Origin of the sequence: Intrasporangium sp. (assembly GCF_035280925.1) — a bacterium.
Classification (GTDB): Bacteria; Actinomycetota; Actinomycetes; order Actinomycetales; family Dermatophilaceae; genus Intrasporangium.
This window is the reverse complement of sequence record NZ_DATEEY010000050.1, coordinates 1-13851: the sequence shown is the minus strand read 5'-3', so window position 1 is coordinate 13851 and position 13851 is coordinate 1. Positions and strand designations below refer to the sequence as shown.

General features: G+C 69.7%; 15 protein-coding genes and 1 pseudogene. 5 read left to right on the top strand and 11 right to left on the bottom strand.

The window, feature by feature from the left end; genetic code table 11:
• Both VJN29_RS05255 and VJN29_RS05250 read right to left on the bottom strand, forming a co-directional pair.
• A pseudogene (locus VJN29_RS05255) lies at positions 1-422 on the bottom strand (hypothetical protein); the annotation flags it as partial.
• Positions 419-1066, bottom strand: coding sequence for a SatD family protein (locus VJN29_RS05250; RefSeq protein ID WP_324142530.1), 648 nt, complete (start codon positions 1064-1066; stop codon positions 419-421). The gene VJN29_RS05250 and the pseudogene VJN29_RS05255, both read right to left, overlap by 4 nt.
• A 124-nt stretch (positions 1067-1190) precedes the next feature.
• Between VJN29_RS05250 and VJN29_RS05245 the strand changes: the two genes are divergently transcribed.
• Positions 1191-1580 (top strand): MmcQ/YjbR family DNA-binding protein, encoded by a 390-nt coding sequence (locus VJN29_RS05245; RefSeq protein ID WP_324142529.1) that lies wholly within the window; start codon positions 1191-1193, stop codon positions 1578-1580.
• A gap of 11 nt (positions 1581-1591) precedes the next feature.
• Here VJN29_RS05245 and VJN29_RS05240 read toward each other — a convergent pair whose 3' ends face one another.
• On the bottom strand, positions 1592-2293 hold the full coding sequence (locus tag VJN29_RS05240; RefSeq protein WP_324142528.1) for a helix-turn-helix domain-containing protein: 702 nt from the start codon (positions 2291-2293) through the stop codon (positions 1592-1594).
• Positions 2294-2395: 102 nt separating this feature from the next.
• Between VJN29_RS05240 and VJN29_RS05235 the strand changes: the two genes are divergently transcribed.
• Positions 2396-3808 carry an FAD-binding oxidoreductase gene (locus VJN29_RS05235; RefSeq protein WP_324142527.1) on the top strand — a complete coding sequence of 471 codons (1413 nt, stop codon included), beginning with the start codon at positions 2396-2398 and terminating at the stop codon, positions 3806-3808.
• A 9-nt stretch (positions 3809-3817) separates the two neighbouring features.
• Here the strand turns inward: VJN29_RS05235 and aqpZ are convergent, their stop codons facing one another.
• The 5 genes from aqpZ to VJN29_RS05210 all read right to left on the bottom strand — a co-directional run bounded on the left by aqpZ (position 3818) and on the right by VJN29_RS05210 (position 9500).
• Positions 3818-4633: an aquaporin Z gene (aqpZ, locus tag VJN29_RS05230; protein WP_324142526.1), complete on the bottom strand. Its 816-nt coding sequence runs from the start codon at positions 4631-4633 to the stop codon at positions 3818-3820.
• A 220-nt stretch (positions 4634-4853) separates the two neighbouring features.
• The gene (locus tag VJN29_RS05225) at positions 4854-6290 is read right to left on the bottom strand and encodes a GntP family transporter (RefSeq protein WP_324142525.1); all 1437 of its coding nucleotides are present in this window, start codon (positions 6288-6290) and stop codon (positions 4854-4856) included.
• A gap of 2 nt (positions 6291-6292) precedes the next feature.
• A complete protein-coding gene (locus VJN29_RS05220; RefSeq protein WP_324142524.1) occupies positions 6293-7186 on the bottom strand; it encodes an NAD(P)-dependent oxidoreductase in 894 nt (297 codons plus the stop codon).
• A gap of 60 nt (positions 7187-7246) precedes the next feature.
• A complete protein-coding gene (locus VJN29_RS05215; protein WP_324142523.1) occupies positions 7247-8695 on the bottom strand; it encodes a four-carbon acid sugar kinase family protein in 1449 nt (482 codons plus the stop codon).
• Positions 8696-8804: 109 nt separating this feature from the next.
• Positions 8805-9500, bottom strand: a complete 696-nt coding sequence (locus tag VJN29_RS05210; protein WP_324142522.1) for a FadR/GntR family transcriptional regulator — start codon at positions 9498-9500, stop codon at positions 8805-8807.
• Positions 9501-9641: 141 nt separating this feature from the next.
• Between VJN29_RS05210 and VJN29_RS05205 the strand changes: the two genes are divergently transcribed.
• Both VJN29_RS05205 and VJN29_RS05200 read left to right on the top strand, forming a co-directional pair.
• Positions 9642-10490 carry a class II fructose-bisphosphate aldolase gene (locus VJN29_RS05205; protein ID WP_324142521.1) on the top strand — a complete coding sequence of 283 codons (849 nt, stop codon included), beginning with the start codon at positions 9642-9644 and terminating at the stop codon, positions 10488-10490.
• 192 nt (positions 10491-10682) lie between these two features.
• On the top strand, positions 10683-11120 hold the full coding sequence (locus tag VJN29_RS05200; protein WP_324142520.1) for a hypothetical protein: 438 nt from the start codon (positions 10683-10685) through the stop codon (positions 11118-11120).
• A gap of 187 nt (positions 11121-11307) precedes the next feature.
• Here the strand turns inward: VJN29_RS05200 and mmuM are convergent, their stop codons facing one another.
• Both mmuM and VJN29_RS05190 read right to left on the bottom strand, forming a co-directional pair.
• Positions 11308-12027: a homocysteine S-methyltransferase gene (gene mmuM, locus VJN29_RS05195; protein WP_324142519.1), complete on the bottom strand. Its 720-nt coding sequence runs from the start codon at positions 12025-12027 to the stop codon at positions 11308-11310.
• A 53-nt stretch (positions 12028-12080) separates the two neighbouring features.
• Positions 12081-12632, bottom strand: coding sequence for an aquaporin (locus VJN29_RS05190; protein WP_324142518.1), 552 nt, complete (start codon positions 12630-12632; stop codon positions 12081-12083).
• Positions 12633-12874: 242 nt separating this feature from the next.
• Here VJN29_RS05190 and VJN29_RS05185 point away from each other — a divergent pair, with 242 nt between their 5' ends.
• Complete coding sequence (locus VJN29_RS05185) at positions 12875-13162, top strand: WhiB family transcriptional regulator (RefSeq protein WP_324142517.1); 288 nt, start codon at positions 12875-12877, stop codon at positions 13160-13162.
• 421 nt (positions 13163-13583) lie between these two features.
• Here VJN29_RS05185 and VJN29_RS05180 read toward each other — a convergent pair.
• Positions 13584-13851, bottom strand: a 268-nt coding sequence (locus tag VJN29_RS05180; RefSeq protein WP_324142516.1) for a type II toxin-antitoxin system VapC family toxin, incomplete at its 5' end; no start/stop codon positions are given.

The window sequence follows — 13851 nt, the reverse complement described above, 5'->3', positions numbered from 1 at the left end:
GTGGCGATGTTGAGGAGAACGAGGCCAGCGAGCAGCAGAGCGCGCGCGACGGACGGCGGAGCGCCGGCCCACGACAGGTCGGCCCAGGAAAGCCAGTCGGCAAGCGGCCCGCCCGGAGTGCTGGCGAACCCCGAGAAGGCGACCAGACCGCCGAGGAGCACTGCGATGAGCGCCAACGGCACCCCGGCTCGGCGACCGGTGGCCTGGGTCTGGGCCGACGTCACCACCCAACCGGTGAGCGCGACAGCGGTGACGACGAGCGCGGCGATGTCAGCGGGGCCATGTACATCGGTGATGATCGAGAGGACGACGAGCGTGAGGATGCCAGCGAGCGGCGCCAGGCTCAGCGGCATACGGCCAGCTCTGGCGCGGACGAGGTCGGCCACGCCGAACGCGAGGAGCGCCAGCGAAACCCAGGTCATGGCAGCTCACCCAGCATCCGCATCGTCTCCATGGCCACCCCGATCCCGTCACTTCGTACCCGCTGCGACACCGCGGACGGCGTGATGCCCTCGCGCGCTGCGATGTCCTGCTGGGTCAGCCCCTCGAGCCGCCCTCCGAGGATCCTCCACGAGACCGGTGACAACGACCCGAGGATGTGGTCGAGTGCCGTCAACGCAGCGTTGACGGCGACGACGAGCGCCGGCGCGTCCTCTGGGGAGAGGTACACCGTGCGCGTCGTCCGCAGGGCCGCCTTCCCAGCGAGCCGCGCTGCCTCCACGATGGCGTCGCGCGCGGCCCAGTACGCCGGGCCGTCGTGGATGCCGCGCTCGGAGTCGAGAGTCTGGATGTCCCCACGCCCGAGCCCGAAGCGCACGTCATGCGGCCGCAGCCCCGCGCGAATGCGGAACGCCGCGGTGAGGGCGTCGCCAAGCGTCGCGTAGACGCCTTGGAACTCGTCCCCGAGCGTGATGACCGCGGGGTCGACGACGGCGTGCTCGGCGTTGGTTCGGGCCAACACGGCGGCGACGATGTCGTGAAGGGCTTGTCGATCACCCGTTCGGCGAGACTCGACGATGTCGCCGATGAGGGCGACTCGTGCCGATTGCTCCTTCACTTGCAGCATATGAAGAGCATAACTTAATTTCATGGCAATGAAGCAAGTGATGCCGCTGGGGTTGAGGGGGAGTCCAGTGCCGCATGCACCGCGCTGGGTGACCCTGTCGGGGCACCGTGGCAGGATCGCCGCTATGGCTGTCACGGCCCTCGACGTGCGCAACATCGCGCTGCAGCTGCCCAGGGCTTACGAAGCGTGGGTCCGCGACTATCGTAAGTTCCGGGTGGGCCAGATCGTGTTCGCGAGCGTGAGCCCGGACGAGACCCAGCTCGGCTTCGGGTTCCCGCGCGAGGAGCGCGACGACCTCATCGCGAGTGAGCCGGACAAGTTCTTCCTACCCCGCCCTTCGGACCTGCGCTACCGGTGGGTGTGTGCGTGGTTGGCCGCCCTGGAGCGCAACGAGCTCAACGAGCTCATCGTCGACGCGTGGGCGATGTGCGTGCCCAAGTCGGTGTCCAAGGCGTACTTCACCCAGCTGGGCGATCTGCCGCCGGGTCAGCTGCGTGACGGCCCCGTCGAATGACGCGAACCTGCTCATCCCGCCAGCGTCGCCGTGGGCTTCGCGACGGGCTTGATATGGGCGAAGGAACTGCGCGCGTTCCAGCTCGGGAAGGCCCGAACCAGCCAGGTCGGTCCATGCAGCTGGATGCGGCGGTCTCGAGTCGCCTCTGCCCACGTCAGCTGGCCCGCGTGCCACTTGACGAAGGCCTCGGCTTCGGCAGTGACGTAGAGGTCCTCGTCAAGGCCGCCATACTCCCGACAGACCTCGGTTTCGCCGTGCTCGACCAGCAGCCAGTAGCGCTCGTGAGGTCGGTGCCCGAGGAAGTCGAAGCGGATGACCACGCGCCCCTGCGGCAGCCGATCCCGGAGGAAGGTGCTGGTGGACATCGACCAGAGGACGATGAAGGGGTCCCGGTGTTCGGGGGCGATCTCGAGCCAGTGGGCTCCCCACTCGCCGAGTGACTGGCACACCGCGTAGAGGTCGTTGCCGGCGGGCGTGAGCCAGTAGTGACGTCCACGTCCGTCGGGCTTCACCGCCGACTCCACGATGCCGAGCCTCTCCAGCTGCTTGAGACGCTGCCCGAGAAGCGTGCGGGAGAGCCCGGGGGCGCCCGCCAGGATCGCGCTGAACGTCCCACACCCCAGCCACAGGTTGCGGATGATCAGCGGCGTCCACCGCTCGGCGAAGATCTCGGCTCCGCGTGCGATGGGGCAGTACTGGCCGTACGAGCGCACAGGGCCAGTGTCCCGCTGGCGCTGGAGGCGCGGAAGTCCAGATTCTGGCCTTCACCTCCCGCCCGCTCGGTGGTGCAGTCGTCTTCTGGAGAGAGGACCAGCATGAGCACCCAAACGACCCAAGCCACCGACCCCCGCACCGCCACCACCATTCCCGGCTTCCGGGGCGAGCTCATTGCGCCGGGTGACCCTGCCTACGACACCGCGCGAGCCGTGTGGAACGGCGGCGTGGATCGGCACCCGCGCCTGATCGCACGTTGCAGGGGCAGCGCCGACGTCGTGGCCGCCGTGCGCTTCGCCCGGGAACGCGGCCTTGAGATCACCATCCGCGGCGGAGGCCACAGCGTCGCCGGGCTCGCGGTCTGCGACGACGGTATGGTCATCGACCTGTCGACGATGCGTGCCGTCTGGGTCGATCCTGTGGACCGCCGGGCTCGCGTCCAGGGCGGGGCCCTCTGGACGGACGTCGACCGGGAGACCCAGGTCCACGAGCTGGCCACCACTGGCGGCATCGTCGGCCACACCGGCGTCGCCGGCCTCACCCTCGGCGGTGGCCTCGGCTTCCTCGCACGCAAGCACGGCCTCACGATCGACAACCTGCTCGCGGCTGAGGTGGTGACCGCGGACGGCGCCATCGTGCGCGCCGCCGCTGACGAGAACCCCGACCTCTTCTGGGCACTGCGAGGCGGTGGGGGCAACTTCGGTGTCGTCACGACGTTCGAGTTCGCCCTTCACCCCGTCGGCCCCAGCGTCATGGCCGGGCCGATCTTCTGGCCCGCGGCCGAGACCACCGACGTCCTGCACTTCTACCGTGACTTCGTCGCCGAGGCGCCCGACGAGCTCGGCACCGTCGTCCGGCTGGGCACCGCTCCACCTCTTCCCGCCATCCCCGAGCAGCTGCGCTGGCGGCCCGCCGTGGCCGTCTTCAGCTGTTACGTCGGCCCGCTCGACGAGGCCGAGCAGGTCCTCAGCCCGCTGCGCCGCTTCGGGACACCCCTCATCGACCTGCTCTCACCGACGCCCTACGCCGACTTCCAGTGCGCCCTCGACGAGATCTCCTATCGACACGGCTGGCACTACTACTGGAAGGCAACCGACTTGACCGACCTCACTGACGACACGATCGCGGTGGTCGCCGACCACGCCTACGCCGCGGGCTCGCCCCGGTCATACGCGGCGATGTTCCACCTCGGTGGCGCGATTGCCCGAGTCCCCGCTGACGCCACCGCCTACGTCGGTCGTCATGTGCCGCACAACATCATCGTCGACGCGGCGTGGCTGCCGGAGGAGGCCACGCAGCACGCCACCACCGAGCCCGCGTGGGCGCGCGACTTCCTGAGAGCCCTCGAGCCGCACCGCGCGGGCAGCGTCTACGTCAACTTCCTGGACGTCGATGACGGCAGCCGCGTCCGCGAGGCCTACGGCGACGCAATCTACCGGCGGCTCGCCGAGGTCAAGACCAGCTACGACCCTGACAACACGTTCCATCGCAACCGGAACATCGAGCCGGCGTGAGCGGCGAGGTCACCGATCGAGTACAGGGCGGCCCTCGTCGTCGAGCTCTGCGTTGTCGATGTCGGTCGTCGAGCCGTCGACGTCCATCTGTCGGCGATCGTCACCAGTGATGAACGCGTAGGTCGCCCCTGCGATGAGGCCGCCGACGATCGGTGCGACCCAGAACGCCCACAGCTGCGCCGGTGCATCGCCGCCGTTGAAGAAGGCCACCGCCGTCGAGCGCGCCGGGTTGATCGACGCGTTGCTCACCGGGATGGCGACGAAGTGCGCCAGCGTCAGGGCGAAACCGATCGCCAGCGGCGCAAATCCCTTGGGGGCCTCATCCCTGGTCGTGCCGAGGATGACGTAGACGAAGAAGGCCGTCATCAGGGCCTCGACGATGAGGACCGCGCCCAGGCCGAAGCCGTCGGGTGACGCGTCGCCGTAGCCGTTCGCGGCGAGATTGCCCGTGGGCGAGAGCCCGCGGCTGGAGACGAGCCCGGCGAGGGCCGCGCCGGCGACGAGGCCGCCGACGACCTGCGCCGCCAGATACGGCAGGACATCGCTCCAGTCGAAGCGCTTCGAGATCGCGAGCCCGATGGTGACGGCCGGGTTGAAGTGACCGCCCGAGACGTGCCCCACCGCGTAGATCATGCACAGGACGACGAGGCCGAACGCTAGGGCGATGCCGAGCCGCCCGACGCCGACCTGGACGGGCGTGCTGTCAGAGAGCGCCTGCGTGACGACCTTCCCGTTGAAGATGGCCGTCCCGCACCCCACGAAGACGAGCCAGAAGGTGCCCATGGCCTCCGCACCGAGGCGTGAGCTCATCTTGGCCTGGTACATCGGGTCTCCTTCGTCGACGCCGGAACTCCGACTGGCAGCGTAGTGGACGCGACCTTCGTGAGAGGGGAGCCAAAGTCAGGAGATGCCGTATGCCGTTGGGCTCGCATCGGTCGCCGTGAACGTGGTGCTCGACTGACGTGTCGCGGTGCACCATCCGGTCCCAGGCGCACCCGACCCCGGGCGAGTCTGACGACTCGAACCGGGGCCGGGGTGCCAGGGCTCACACGAGCGCGAACACCAACCAGGTGAGCGCGAAACCGGCGACTCCGCAGATCGTGGTGAGCACGGTCCACGTCTTCAGCCCGTCGGCCACGGACAGCCCGAGATACTTGGTGACGATCCAGAATCCCGAGTCGTTGATGTGTGACAGGCCCAGCCCGCCAAAGCCGATGGCAAGGGTGATCAGAACCACCTGCAGCTGGGTGTAGCCGCCCTCGGCGATGGCGTTGGCGAGCAGGCCAGCCGTGGTCAGGATGGCCACGGTGGCCGAGCCCTGCGCGGCACGCAGTGCCAGGGACAGCACGAAGCCCGCGAGGATCACCGGCATCCCGACCGAGGTGAGCGTCTCGGTCAGGGCGTCACCGATGCCCGACTCGACCAGCACGTTGCCGAACACCCCACCGGCACCGGTGACGAAGATGATGATCGCCACGATCGGCAGCGCGGAGTCGGCGACGGAGCCAAGCTTGGTCTTGCTCCAGCCGGTGATGCGCCAGATCACGAAGTAGGCGACGAGAACTCCGACGAGCAGGGCGGTCGTCGGCGCGCCGACGAACGAGGCGAACGGCCGCAGGGGGCTGTCCTCCGCCAACACCGTGTTCAGGGTGGAGCCGATCATGATGAGCAGGATCGGCAGCAGGATCAGCGCGGTGACGGTGCCGGCGCTCGGGATGCGGCTCTTCGGCTCAGTCTTCGGCTCCGTCTTGGTCACCGTGGCGGCACCGCCGGAGGTGCCTCCGCTGGAGCTGCCTGGCTCGAGGTCGGCGTCCTCGTCGTCGTAGCTGTGCTCGACCGCTTCGGTCGCCGGGGATGGTCCCAGGGTGATCTTGGAGATATTGAAGATCCTGGCGGCGAAGAAGCCCACCACGGCGACAACCGCGGCAATGACGATGCCTACGACCGTCAGCAGGCCCACGTCCGCGCCGGTGAGGGCAGCGGCAGCCACCGGACCCGGGTGCGGGGGCACCGTGACGTGCACGGTGAGCAGGACCGCGCCGACTGGCAGGCCGATCTTCAGCGGGTTCAGGCCGGCGACCTTGGCGAAGGCGAAGACGATCGGGGCCAGGATGATGAACCCAACATCGAAGAAGACCGGGATGCCGAGGATGAACGCGGCGGCGGTGAGCGCCACGATGACTCGCTTGGGTCCGAGGACGTGGGTGAACCGGCGCGCGAGGTGCTCCGCGCCGCCGGAGACCTCGATGAGGCGGCCGAGCATCGAGCCGAGGCCGACGATGATGGCCACCGAACCAAGCACCTTGGCCATGCCCGCGACCATGACGGGGACGACCTCCTCGAGCGGGATGCCGGTCACCAAGGCCGTGCCCATGGCTACGAGCAGCAGCGAGACGAACGCGGGCAGCTCGACCTTGATGACCAGGACAAGCAGCACCCCGACCGCGGCCAGCGCGGTCAGAAGGAGAGCGAGAGTTCCCATGTTCAGTGATCCTTCGGTGCGACGACGGTGATCACGGAGGAGTCATCGGCGGCGGCCAACCCGTGGGCCTGCCCGATGAGGTAGAGCTGCTCGGAGGCAGCCGCGACCGGTGTGGCCAGGCCGGCGCCCTGCGCGGCCCGGCTGACGATGCCCATGTCCTTGACGAAGATGTCCAGGCGGCTGCGAACCTCGGCGCCTTCGTCATCGTAGGCCTGCAGCATGCGCGGGCCGCGGTCACCGAGCATGAACGAGGCGGCCGCGCCGGCACCGAGGGTGCGCAGCGCCTGCGCGGGGTCCAGTCCAAGAGCGCTCGCGAGGGCCAGGGCCTCGGCGCCGGCGGCGATGTGCACCCCGCACAGCAGCTGGTTGACCGTCTTCATCGCCTGGCCGTCGCCCGGCTGCGGGCCCATTCTCTCCAGCGTGGAGGCGAGGTGGCTCAGGACCGGCTCGGCAGCGGCATACGCCTCATCGCTCGCGCCGACGGTGATGAGCAGGTCGCCCTGACCGGCGCGGACTGGGCCGCCGGAGATGGGGGCGTCCACGAAGTGAAGGCCCTCTGTGGCGAGCCGGTCTGCGACCTCACGGACGGCGTCGATGCCGACGGTCGAGGTGAGGATGACCAGGGCGCCGGGGGAGAGCACGGCGGCGACCCCGTCCGCGCCGTAGAGCGCGTCGTCGAGCTGCGTGCGGTTGCGCACGGCCAACAGGACCGCGTCGGCCCCGGTCGCGGCCATCCGGGCGGACTCGGCGGGGCTGACGCCGGCGTCGGCGCCCAGGGCGCTTCGCTCGGGGTTGATGTCGTAGCCGCGGACCGTGAATCGCTCGGCCAACCGGGTCGCCATGGGCAACCCCATGGCTCCGAGGCCGAGGACGGCGATGGTGGTGGTGCTGGACATGAGTTCCTCCTTGAACAGGGTGGTGCGGGGTGCGAGATGGGCGGGGCTGCCTCGGTGAGGTCAGGCGGTGAGCTTGTCCACGACGTCGGCGAGGCTCTCCTCAGTGCCGACGTTGCCGGCGAAGACGATGTAGGGGATGCCGCGGGCCGGGCCCTCGGTCGGCTCCCAGAGCGAGACGATGCCGGGGAGCATCGGACCGCGGACCATGGCGCGGGAGATGGCCAGCCCGCGGCTGGCCACATCCGAGGACGTGATGCCCCCCTTGGCCACGACGAAGCGCAGCGCGGTGACGGCCAGCACTCGCTGGACCACCTCGACCACGGCGTCGGAGATGGTGCGGGCGATGTCGAGCGAGGAGTCGGCGTCGGTTCCCGTGACCAGCACCCGAGACGTGCGCACCACGACGTTGCCCTCGGCCACGTCTGCGACAACCCGGGAGACGATCTCGTCCAGATGGGCGCCGCGGCCCTCACCGAGGACCTGTGCGACGTCGATCTCGACCTCCGTGGGAGCGCGGCGTGCGCGCAGCGACTCCAGCTGACGAGTAGTCAGGGCCACGTGCGAACCGACCACGATGAGGCCGTGCTCCGCGTGCTCGCCCTCGCCGCCCTCGCGGATCGCAGCGACGTCGGCCGGGGTGAGCGGCTGGAGCACGTCCTGCCCGATCATCGCCCGGACGAACGGCGGGCCCACCCGGTGGACGAACCGCTTGCCCGCGCGTTCCGCGGCGAGGATGCCCAGCGCGAGGGAGCGCAGGTCGGACTCCTCGACCACGTCGATCACGGCCGGGCGGGCGCCGGTCAGAGTGCTCAGCACCGCGGCAACGGCCTCGGGGCCGGTGCGGACGACGTCCAGGGTGATCGCCACGACGTCGGCGGCGCGGAACCGGCCTTCCGACTTCTCCTCCACCCACACGCGCAGGTCCGAGGCGCGGTAGCCGAACGAGGCGTCCCGGGCGAACTCGGTGTCGCCGACAGGCACGTAGCCGGAGGTGTCGGAGCCGGCGTAGTGCACCGATCCCACGGTGATTCGGCCGGCATCGCCGAACGCCGGGACGATGACGACGCCATCGACCGAGGCGCCGGTGCGGGCCAGTTCCTCGGTGAGCACGTCCGGCTCGAGCGGGTAGTGGCCGCGCAGGGTCGAGTCCGAGCGTGACACGAAGTCCACCTCGACGCCGAGCCCGCGGGCTGCAGCCAGGGCATTGATGGCCACCTCGTGGTTGCGTTGCGCGGCCGTCTCGGGGGCCAGGCTGCGGGAGTTGGTCATCACGTAGACGGCAGACGCCCCGGTCCCGAGTGCCCAGGCGAGGTCGTCCTCGCCCCAGTCGGTCAGTACCGGCAGGTCGCCCACCGACTGGGTGCCGGTCGGGTCGTCGTCGAGCACGACCAGCTGACGAGCCCCCTCGCCGCGCTCCTGCCTGACCTCGGCCGCGGTGATCGCGAGAGCGGGTCGGAAGCCGGCGAGCAGCTCCTCCTTGGTCTTGGTGCCGGGTACGTCATCGGACACGGTCTTCTCCTTTCATCAGACCTCAGAGGTCTGTTGCTGCGTGGATGGCCCTTATTGCGGGCATGGCTGGTGGTGCGGAAAAGTGGGGTTGCGCTGTCTGGCCGGATGGTCAGCCGGTGGAACTGGTGCCGGTCGGGAGAGGGGTGCCCAGGTGCTCGCGGGCGTCATCGCGGGTCTGGATCAGGTGGGATCGCATCGCGGCGCCGGCCGCCTGCGCCGAACCGGTGCCCAGTGCGTCGAGGATGTTGCCGTGCTCGACGAGGGCATGCTCCCGGATCACGGCGACCTCTGAGGTGCGGTAGCGCGCGTCTTGGAGCGCACGGGAGATGGGTAGGAAGGTCGCGGGGACGAACGGGTTGCCGCAGCCATCGAGGATCCCGTTGTGGAAGGACATGTCGGCCGCGACGAAGGCATGGACGTCGCTCTCGGCATGGGCGGTTCGCATCGACTCCAAGTCGGCGGCCATCGCCCGGAGCTCGGGGTCGGTGGCGCGGGAGGCGAACAGCTCGGCGGCGCCGACCTCGATCATGGCCCGCACCTCGACCAGCTGGGCGATCGCCTTGGTGGCGTCTCCGCGCTGGACCCGCACGATGGCATCGAGGGAGGTCCAGCGCTCGGCCGGGTTGACGAACGTCCCGCGACCCTGGACGGGGCGAAGCACGTTCTGGGAGGCCAGCACCTTCACGGCCTCCCGGACGGTGAGGCGAGAGGCGCCGGACTGCTCGGCCAGCAGGTCCTCCGGGGGGAGCGCGCGGCCTCCGGAGAACTCCCCGGACACGATGCGCTCAAGCAGCGTGTCGGTCACGGTGTCGACCAAACTCATTCTGGAGCCCACGTTGACTCACCTCCTCAGACCTCTGATGACTGCTACGATACAGGCACCCCATTCACCGTGCAACCCCTCGCGTTCACGCCGTGAACCCCGTGCCGTGACCCAAGGAGATCCATGCAAACCCGCCTCGACGCCATCGTCCACTCCGCACTAGACAGGGGGCGCGCTGCTGGTGCCTTCACGTGCTACGACCTGGCGACGGCTTACGGTGTGGTCCAGGCGGCAACCGAGGCGGGGCAGGGAGTGATCCTGCTGGTGGCCCCGTCGACCGCGGCGCGGCCGTACGGTCCCCACCTCGTGCGTGCGCTGCGGGCGCTGGCCGACACTGCGCCGGTTCCGGTCTCTGTCCAGCTGGACCACGCCGACGATCTCGATCTCGTGCTGCGCACGGTGCGGGCTGGGGCCGACGCCGTGCTCGTTGATGGCTCGAAGCAGGGCTACGAGGGCAACGTCGAGCTACTCCTCAGGGCGAGGGAGCTGCTGGCCCGCCACGACGTCGTCCTCGAGGCCGAGCTGGGCCGGATCGAGGGCAACGAGGACGTCGCCCGGCTGATCGCCTCGGGCGGTGGGGAGCTGACCGACCCAGGTCAGGCTGCGGACTTCGTCGAGCGGACCGGCGTCGACCTCCTGGCCGTGTCGATCGGCAACGTGCACGGCAGCTACCTCGGTGAACCCCTGATCGACCACGGCCGGCTCGACGCGATCCGCGCCGCCGTCGAGGTGCCGCTGGTGCTGCACGGCGCGTCCGGCCTGCCCGTTGAGACCGTGCGCCGCTGCATCTCCTCCGGGGTGGGCAAGATCAACGTCAACACCGAGTTGCGCCGCGCGGTCCTGGAGCATCTCATCGACCAGGCGCCGGTAGCGCTCCACCGGGGGGCCGACCTGGAATCCTTGCTGGGCTCATGGTCGGATGTGGTGCGCCATCAGGTGCTGTCGCTGATCGAGGGCTTCACCGCGGGCTGAGGCGCCGAGCGCGCGCGATGTGTGGGTATTGCCTCCGCGCTGTCCCGCGCGGGACGTGGCCAACCGCAACACCGTATGTCTGCCGTCGTACCCACGGTCGGGCATCTAGCGTAGGGCGCATGTCGGTGGGTGACGTGATGGACCTGATCCGCAGCCTCCCCGGGGGCAGCGGCCTTCGGAGCCGTCCCGTTGATGATGCCGCACGACGATGACCCGACCTATGTCGGCGCGAGCAACCTCGTGGACAAAGCGATGTCGAGGCTCCACGATGGCGACGAGGATCGGGCCAAGGCGGCCGCTGCGCACGCGGCCCGCCTCGGCTGGTGGGCTGCCGAGGAGAGGCCGTACGGCGTGTTCGTTGCGCGATCGGCGCTGTTCGAGGAGATCGCCGACTCCTTGGAGGATGCAGATCCGACCGAGTGGGCTTGGCGCGACGCCTGCCCCGCTGTTCTTGAGGGAGCAGACGACCTGCAGGCGCAGCTGCTTCGGGACGTGCTCGCCGACATCGTCGACGACTCGACCTCCCGATGCGCGAGACTCGTGCGCTGCGGCACGCGATCGGGGATGCGGACGTGGACTCGTCCTACGGCCTCAACGAGTGGAGCAGCGTTGACGAGGTGGACGCCGTGATCTGGGCCTTGGTCACCCTGACCGGGCAGGTTCACCGGCGCTTTGCACCACTGAGCGCCAGCCCAACCGAGGTCCAGCGCTTCCCGCGCGCCGGCGGGGAGCGCCATGCGCGGGTATGCCGCTGGGCTCGCTTCCGCACGAGACGTGGCCGATCATGCCGGCTCCGCCTACTGCAGGGCTCGGGACATCAGGGTGCGATCGCAGCGGCGACCGCACGGATCTCATCCGGTCCCACGCGGCAGCAACCGCCGACGAGTCGCGCTCCCGCAGCCACCCAGGCCGGCGCATCGGCCGGGTGGAACGTCAAAGGACCGGCCCAGCCTCGCGCCGTGGCGTCCCAGAGCTCGCCGCTGTTCGGGTAGCAGACCACGGGCTTGCCGGACACGTGGTGCGCGAGGGCGACCGTGCCGACGACCCCGGTCGCCGCGCAGCAGTTGACGCCGACCGCGATGACCTCGGGGGCGTCGGCGGCCATCGCGAAGGCCTCGCGCAGCGGCTCACCGCGCCTCGTCCGGTCCGCCTCGCAGGTGAGCGATAGCCAGCACGGCACGCCGGCACCGCGGAACTCCTCGAGCAGGGCCTGCGCCTCGGCCAGACACGGGATGGTCTCCAGCGCGAGCAGGTCCGCGCCCGCGTCGAGGAGCACCTCGAGTCGCGGGCGGTGCCAGGCCCGCAGCGCTTCGACGGTCAGGCCGTAGTCGCCGTGGTACTCCGAGCCGTCGGCCAGGGCGGCGCCATACGGCCCGACCGAGGCCGCCATCCACCGTTGACGCCCACCCTCGAACGAGTCCCTGGCCTGCTGCGCCACTGTCACGCTCCGGCGCAGCACGCCCGCGGTCGCGTCCCGCGGCATACCGCGAGCAGCGAGGCCGTCGGCCGACACCTGGTAGGACGCGGTGATCGCCATCTCGGCGCCGGCCGCGTAGAAGTCGCGGTGCGCCGCGGCGACCTCGGAGGGGGTTATCGATGAGCAGGGCGGCCGACCACAGGGCGGACGAGAGGTCGTGACCGCGCGCCTCGAGCCGCGTGGCGAAACCGCCGTCGAGCACGACCGGACGCCGGGGCCAGGATGTCGCGAAGGTCGGTGCCGCCCACCCTCCCACCGTAGGGGCGCCGAGAGCCCAGCGGCACACGGCCCCAACGATCGCAAACCGGCCAAGAGACCGAGCCGGCTCGACGCGCTCGAGGCAGCAGCCATCCAAGTGATCCGCGGATCGCGCAAAGCTGGGGCCCCTGGTCGGTCGGCTGCTCCACGCCCCGGACTCGGTCATGACCGACCAGTCGAAGCGCTTCGAGATCGTGAGCCCGATCCGTGACGGCCGGGTTGATGTGACCGTGCGAGACGCGCCCCACCGCGTAGATCATGCACGTGACGACGAGGCCGAACGCGAGGGCGATGCCGAGGCGACCGACGCCGACGTGGACAGCCGCGCCGTCATAGAGCGCCTGCGTGGCGACCTTGCCGTTGAAGATCGGTCCCCCATGCCACGAAGACGAGCCAGAAGATGCCAAAGGGCCTCCGCACCGAGAAGTGAGCTCATCCTTGGCTGGTAGATCGCGGCCCCTTCGTGAACGCTGGCCTTCCAACTTGGCAGCGTGGTGGACAGGGCCTCCGTGGGACGGGAGCCAAGGACGGCCATTGCCGTATGCCGCTGGGCTCGCTTCCGCGTGCGGGGCGCGGACCTCGGTGGTCCAATCAAGTACTGGCGAAATGGCCGATGTGGAGCGTCGGGTCCGCGTCGCACAGTTGACTCATGAGCAGCCTCATCTCGGGGGAGGGCATCACCGCGGCTCACCGGTCGGGTGAGGCCATCCCGTGTGGCGAGTTCGACGCGGATCTCTGGTTCGCCGAAAGACCGGAGCAGGTCGATGTCGCCAAGGCGCTGTGCGGCCTCTGCCCCCTCCGTGAGGAGTGTCTTGCTGGCGCCCTCGAGCGTCGCGAGCCCTGGGGCGTCTGGGGAGGGCAGCTGTTCCTCGACGGCGCCGTGATCGCGAGCAAGCGGGGCCGCGGACGTCCGCGGAAGCAGCCGGCTGCCGCGTGATCGCGGCCAGGTGTTCCTCCGACAGTCAATTCTCGTCGGTCGGTGGATCTGACTGCGTTGGCTCCGGATCGGTCGTCGTCGGAGCCGGCGATCCAGTGCCGTTGGTCCGCGTGGTCGTTGGCGTCGCCTGCGGTGGCTGGGTCGGTGAGCACGTCGCGGCGGCCGCCACGGTCCGGGAAGAGCTCGCCGTCCACGCCCTCGGCGTCGTGATGGAGAGCATCTGGAGGTGTGGTGGAGGGACCAGGGAAGGACACGAGGCGACAGTCTAGGCCTTGGTCAACCTGCCCTCGAACCGAGCCGAACCCTACTCGTCGAGTGTGCAGTTGGCGCCGCTGGGCTCCTTCGGACCTGTGAAAACGGGCCCACGTCCCCACGTGGGTAACCTTCCACGGATCGACGAACCGTCAGGTCTGAGTGCCTCTCACAGCGGAATCAACTGGATGGCGCACCTCGGTCCGGCGGCTGCCGCCAAGCGGCGGTCGGCCGTGACCAGCGCCACACCGTGGGCCTCGGCCGTGGCGACGAAGGCAGCGTCGTAGGCCGTGAGGCTTTCCCTCAGCTCCCAGATCCGACGGACGAGTGGTGCCATGGCCACTCGGTCGATGGCAAGACGTTCCCACACGTCGAGCACTCGGTCGGCGTCCGCCACTGCGATCCGGCCCCCGATGATCAGACCGCGCATGGCGTGG

What these genes read in the sequence shown, in the direction of transcription:
- VJN29_RS05245 (WP_324142529.1), top strand. Translation starts at nt 1,191, where the DNA reads ATGGCTGTCACGGCCCTCGACGTGCGCAACATCGCGCTGCAGCTGCCC.
- VJN29_RS05200 (WP_324142520.1), top strand. Translation starts at nt 10,683, where the DNA reads ATGATGCCGCACGACGATGACCCGACCTATGTCGGCGCGAGCAACCTC.
- VJN29_RS05220 (WP_324142524.1), bottom strand. Translation starts at nt 7,186, where the DNA reads ATGTCCAGCACCACCACCATCGCCGTCCTCGGCCTCGGAGCCATGGGG.
- VJN29_RS05225 (WP_324142525.1), bottom strand. Translation starts at nt 6,290, where the DNA reads ATGGGAACTCTCGCTCTCCTTCTGACCGCGCTGGCCGCGGTCGGGGTG.
- aqpZ (WP_324142526.1), bottom strand. Translation starts at nt 4,633, where the DNA reads ATGTACCAGGCCAAGATGAGCTCACGCCTCGGTGCGGAGGCCATGGGC.
- mmuM (WP_324142519.1), bottom strand. Translation starts at nt 12,027, where the DNA reads ATGGCGATCACCGCGTCCTACCAGGTGTCGGCCGACGGCCTCGCTGCT.
- VJN29_RS05250 (WP_324142530.1), bottom strand. Translation starts at nt 1,066, where the DNA reads ATGCTGCAAGTGAAGGAGCAATCGGCACGAGTCGCCCTCATCGGCGAC.
- VJN29_RS05205 (WP_324142521.1), top strand. Translation starts at nt 9,642, where the DNA reads ATGCAAACCCGCCTCGACGCCATCGTCCACTCCGCACTAGACAGGGGG.
- VJN29_RS05185 (WP_324142517.1), top strand. Translation starts at nt 12,875, where the DNA reads ATGAGCAGCCTCATCTCGGGGGAGGGCATCACCGCGGCTCACCGGTCG.
- VJN29_RS05235 (WP_324142527.1), top strand. Translation starts at nt 2,396, where the DNA reads ATGAGCACCCAAACGACCCAAGCCACCGACCCCCGCACCGCCACCACC.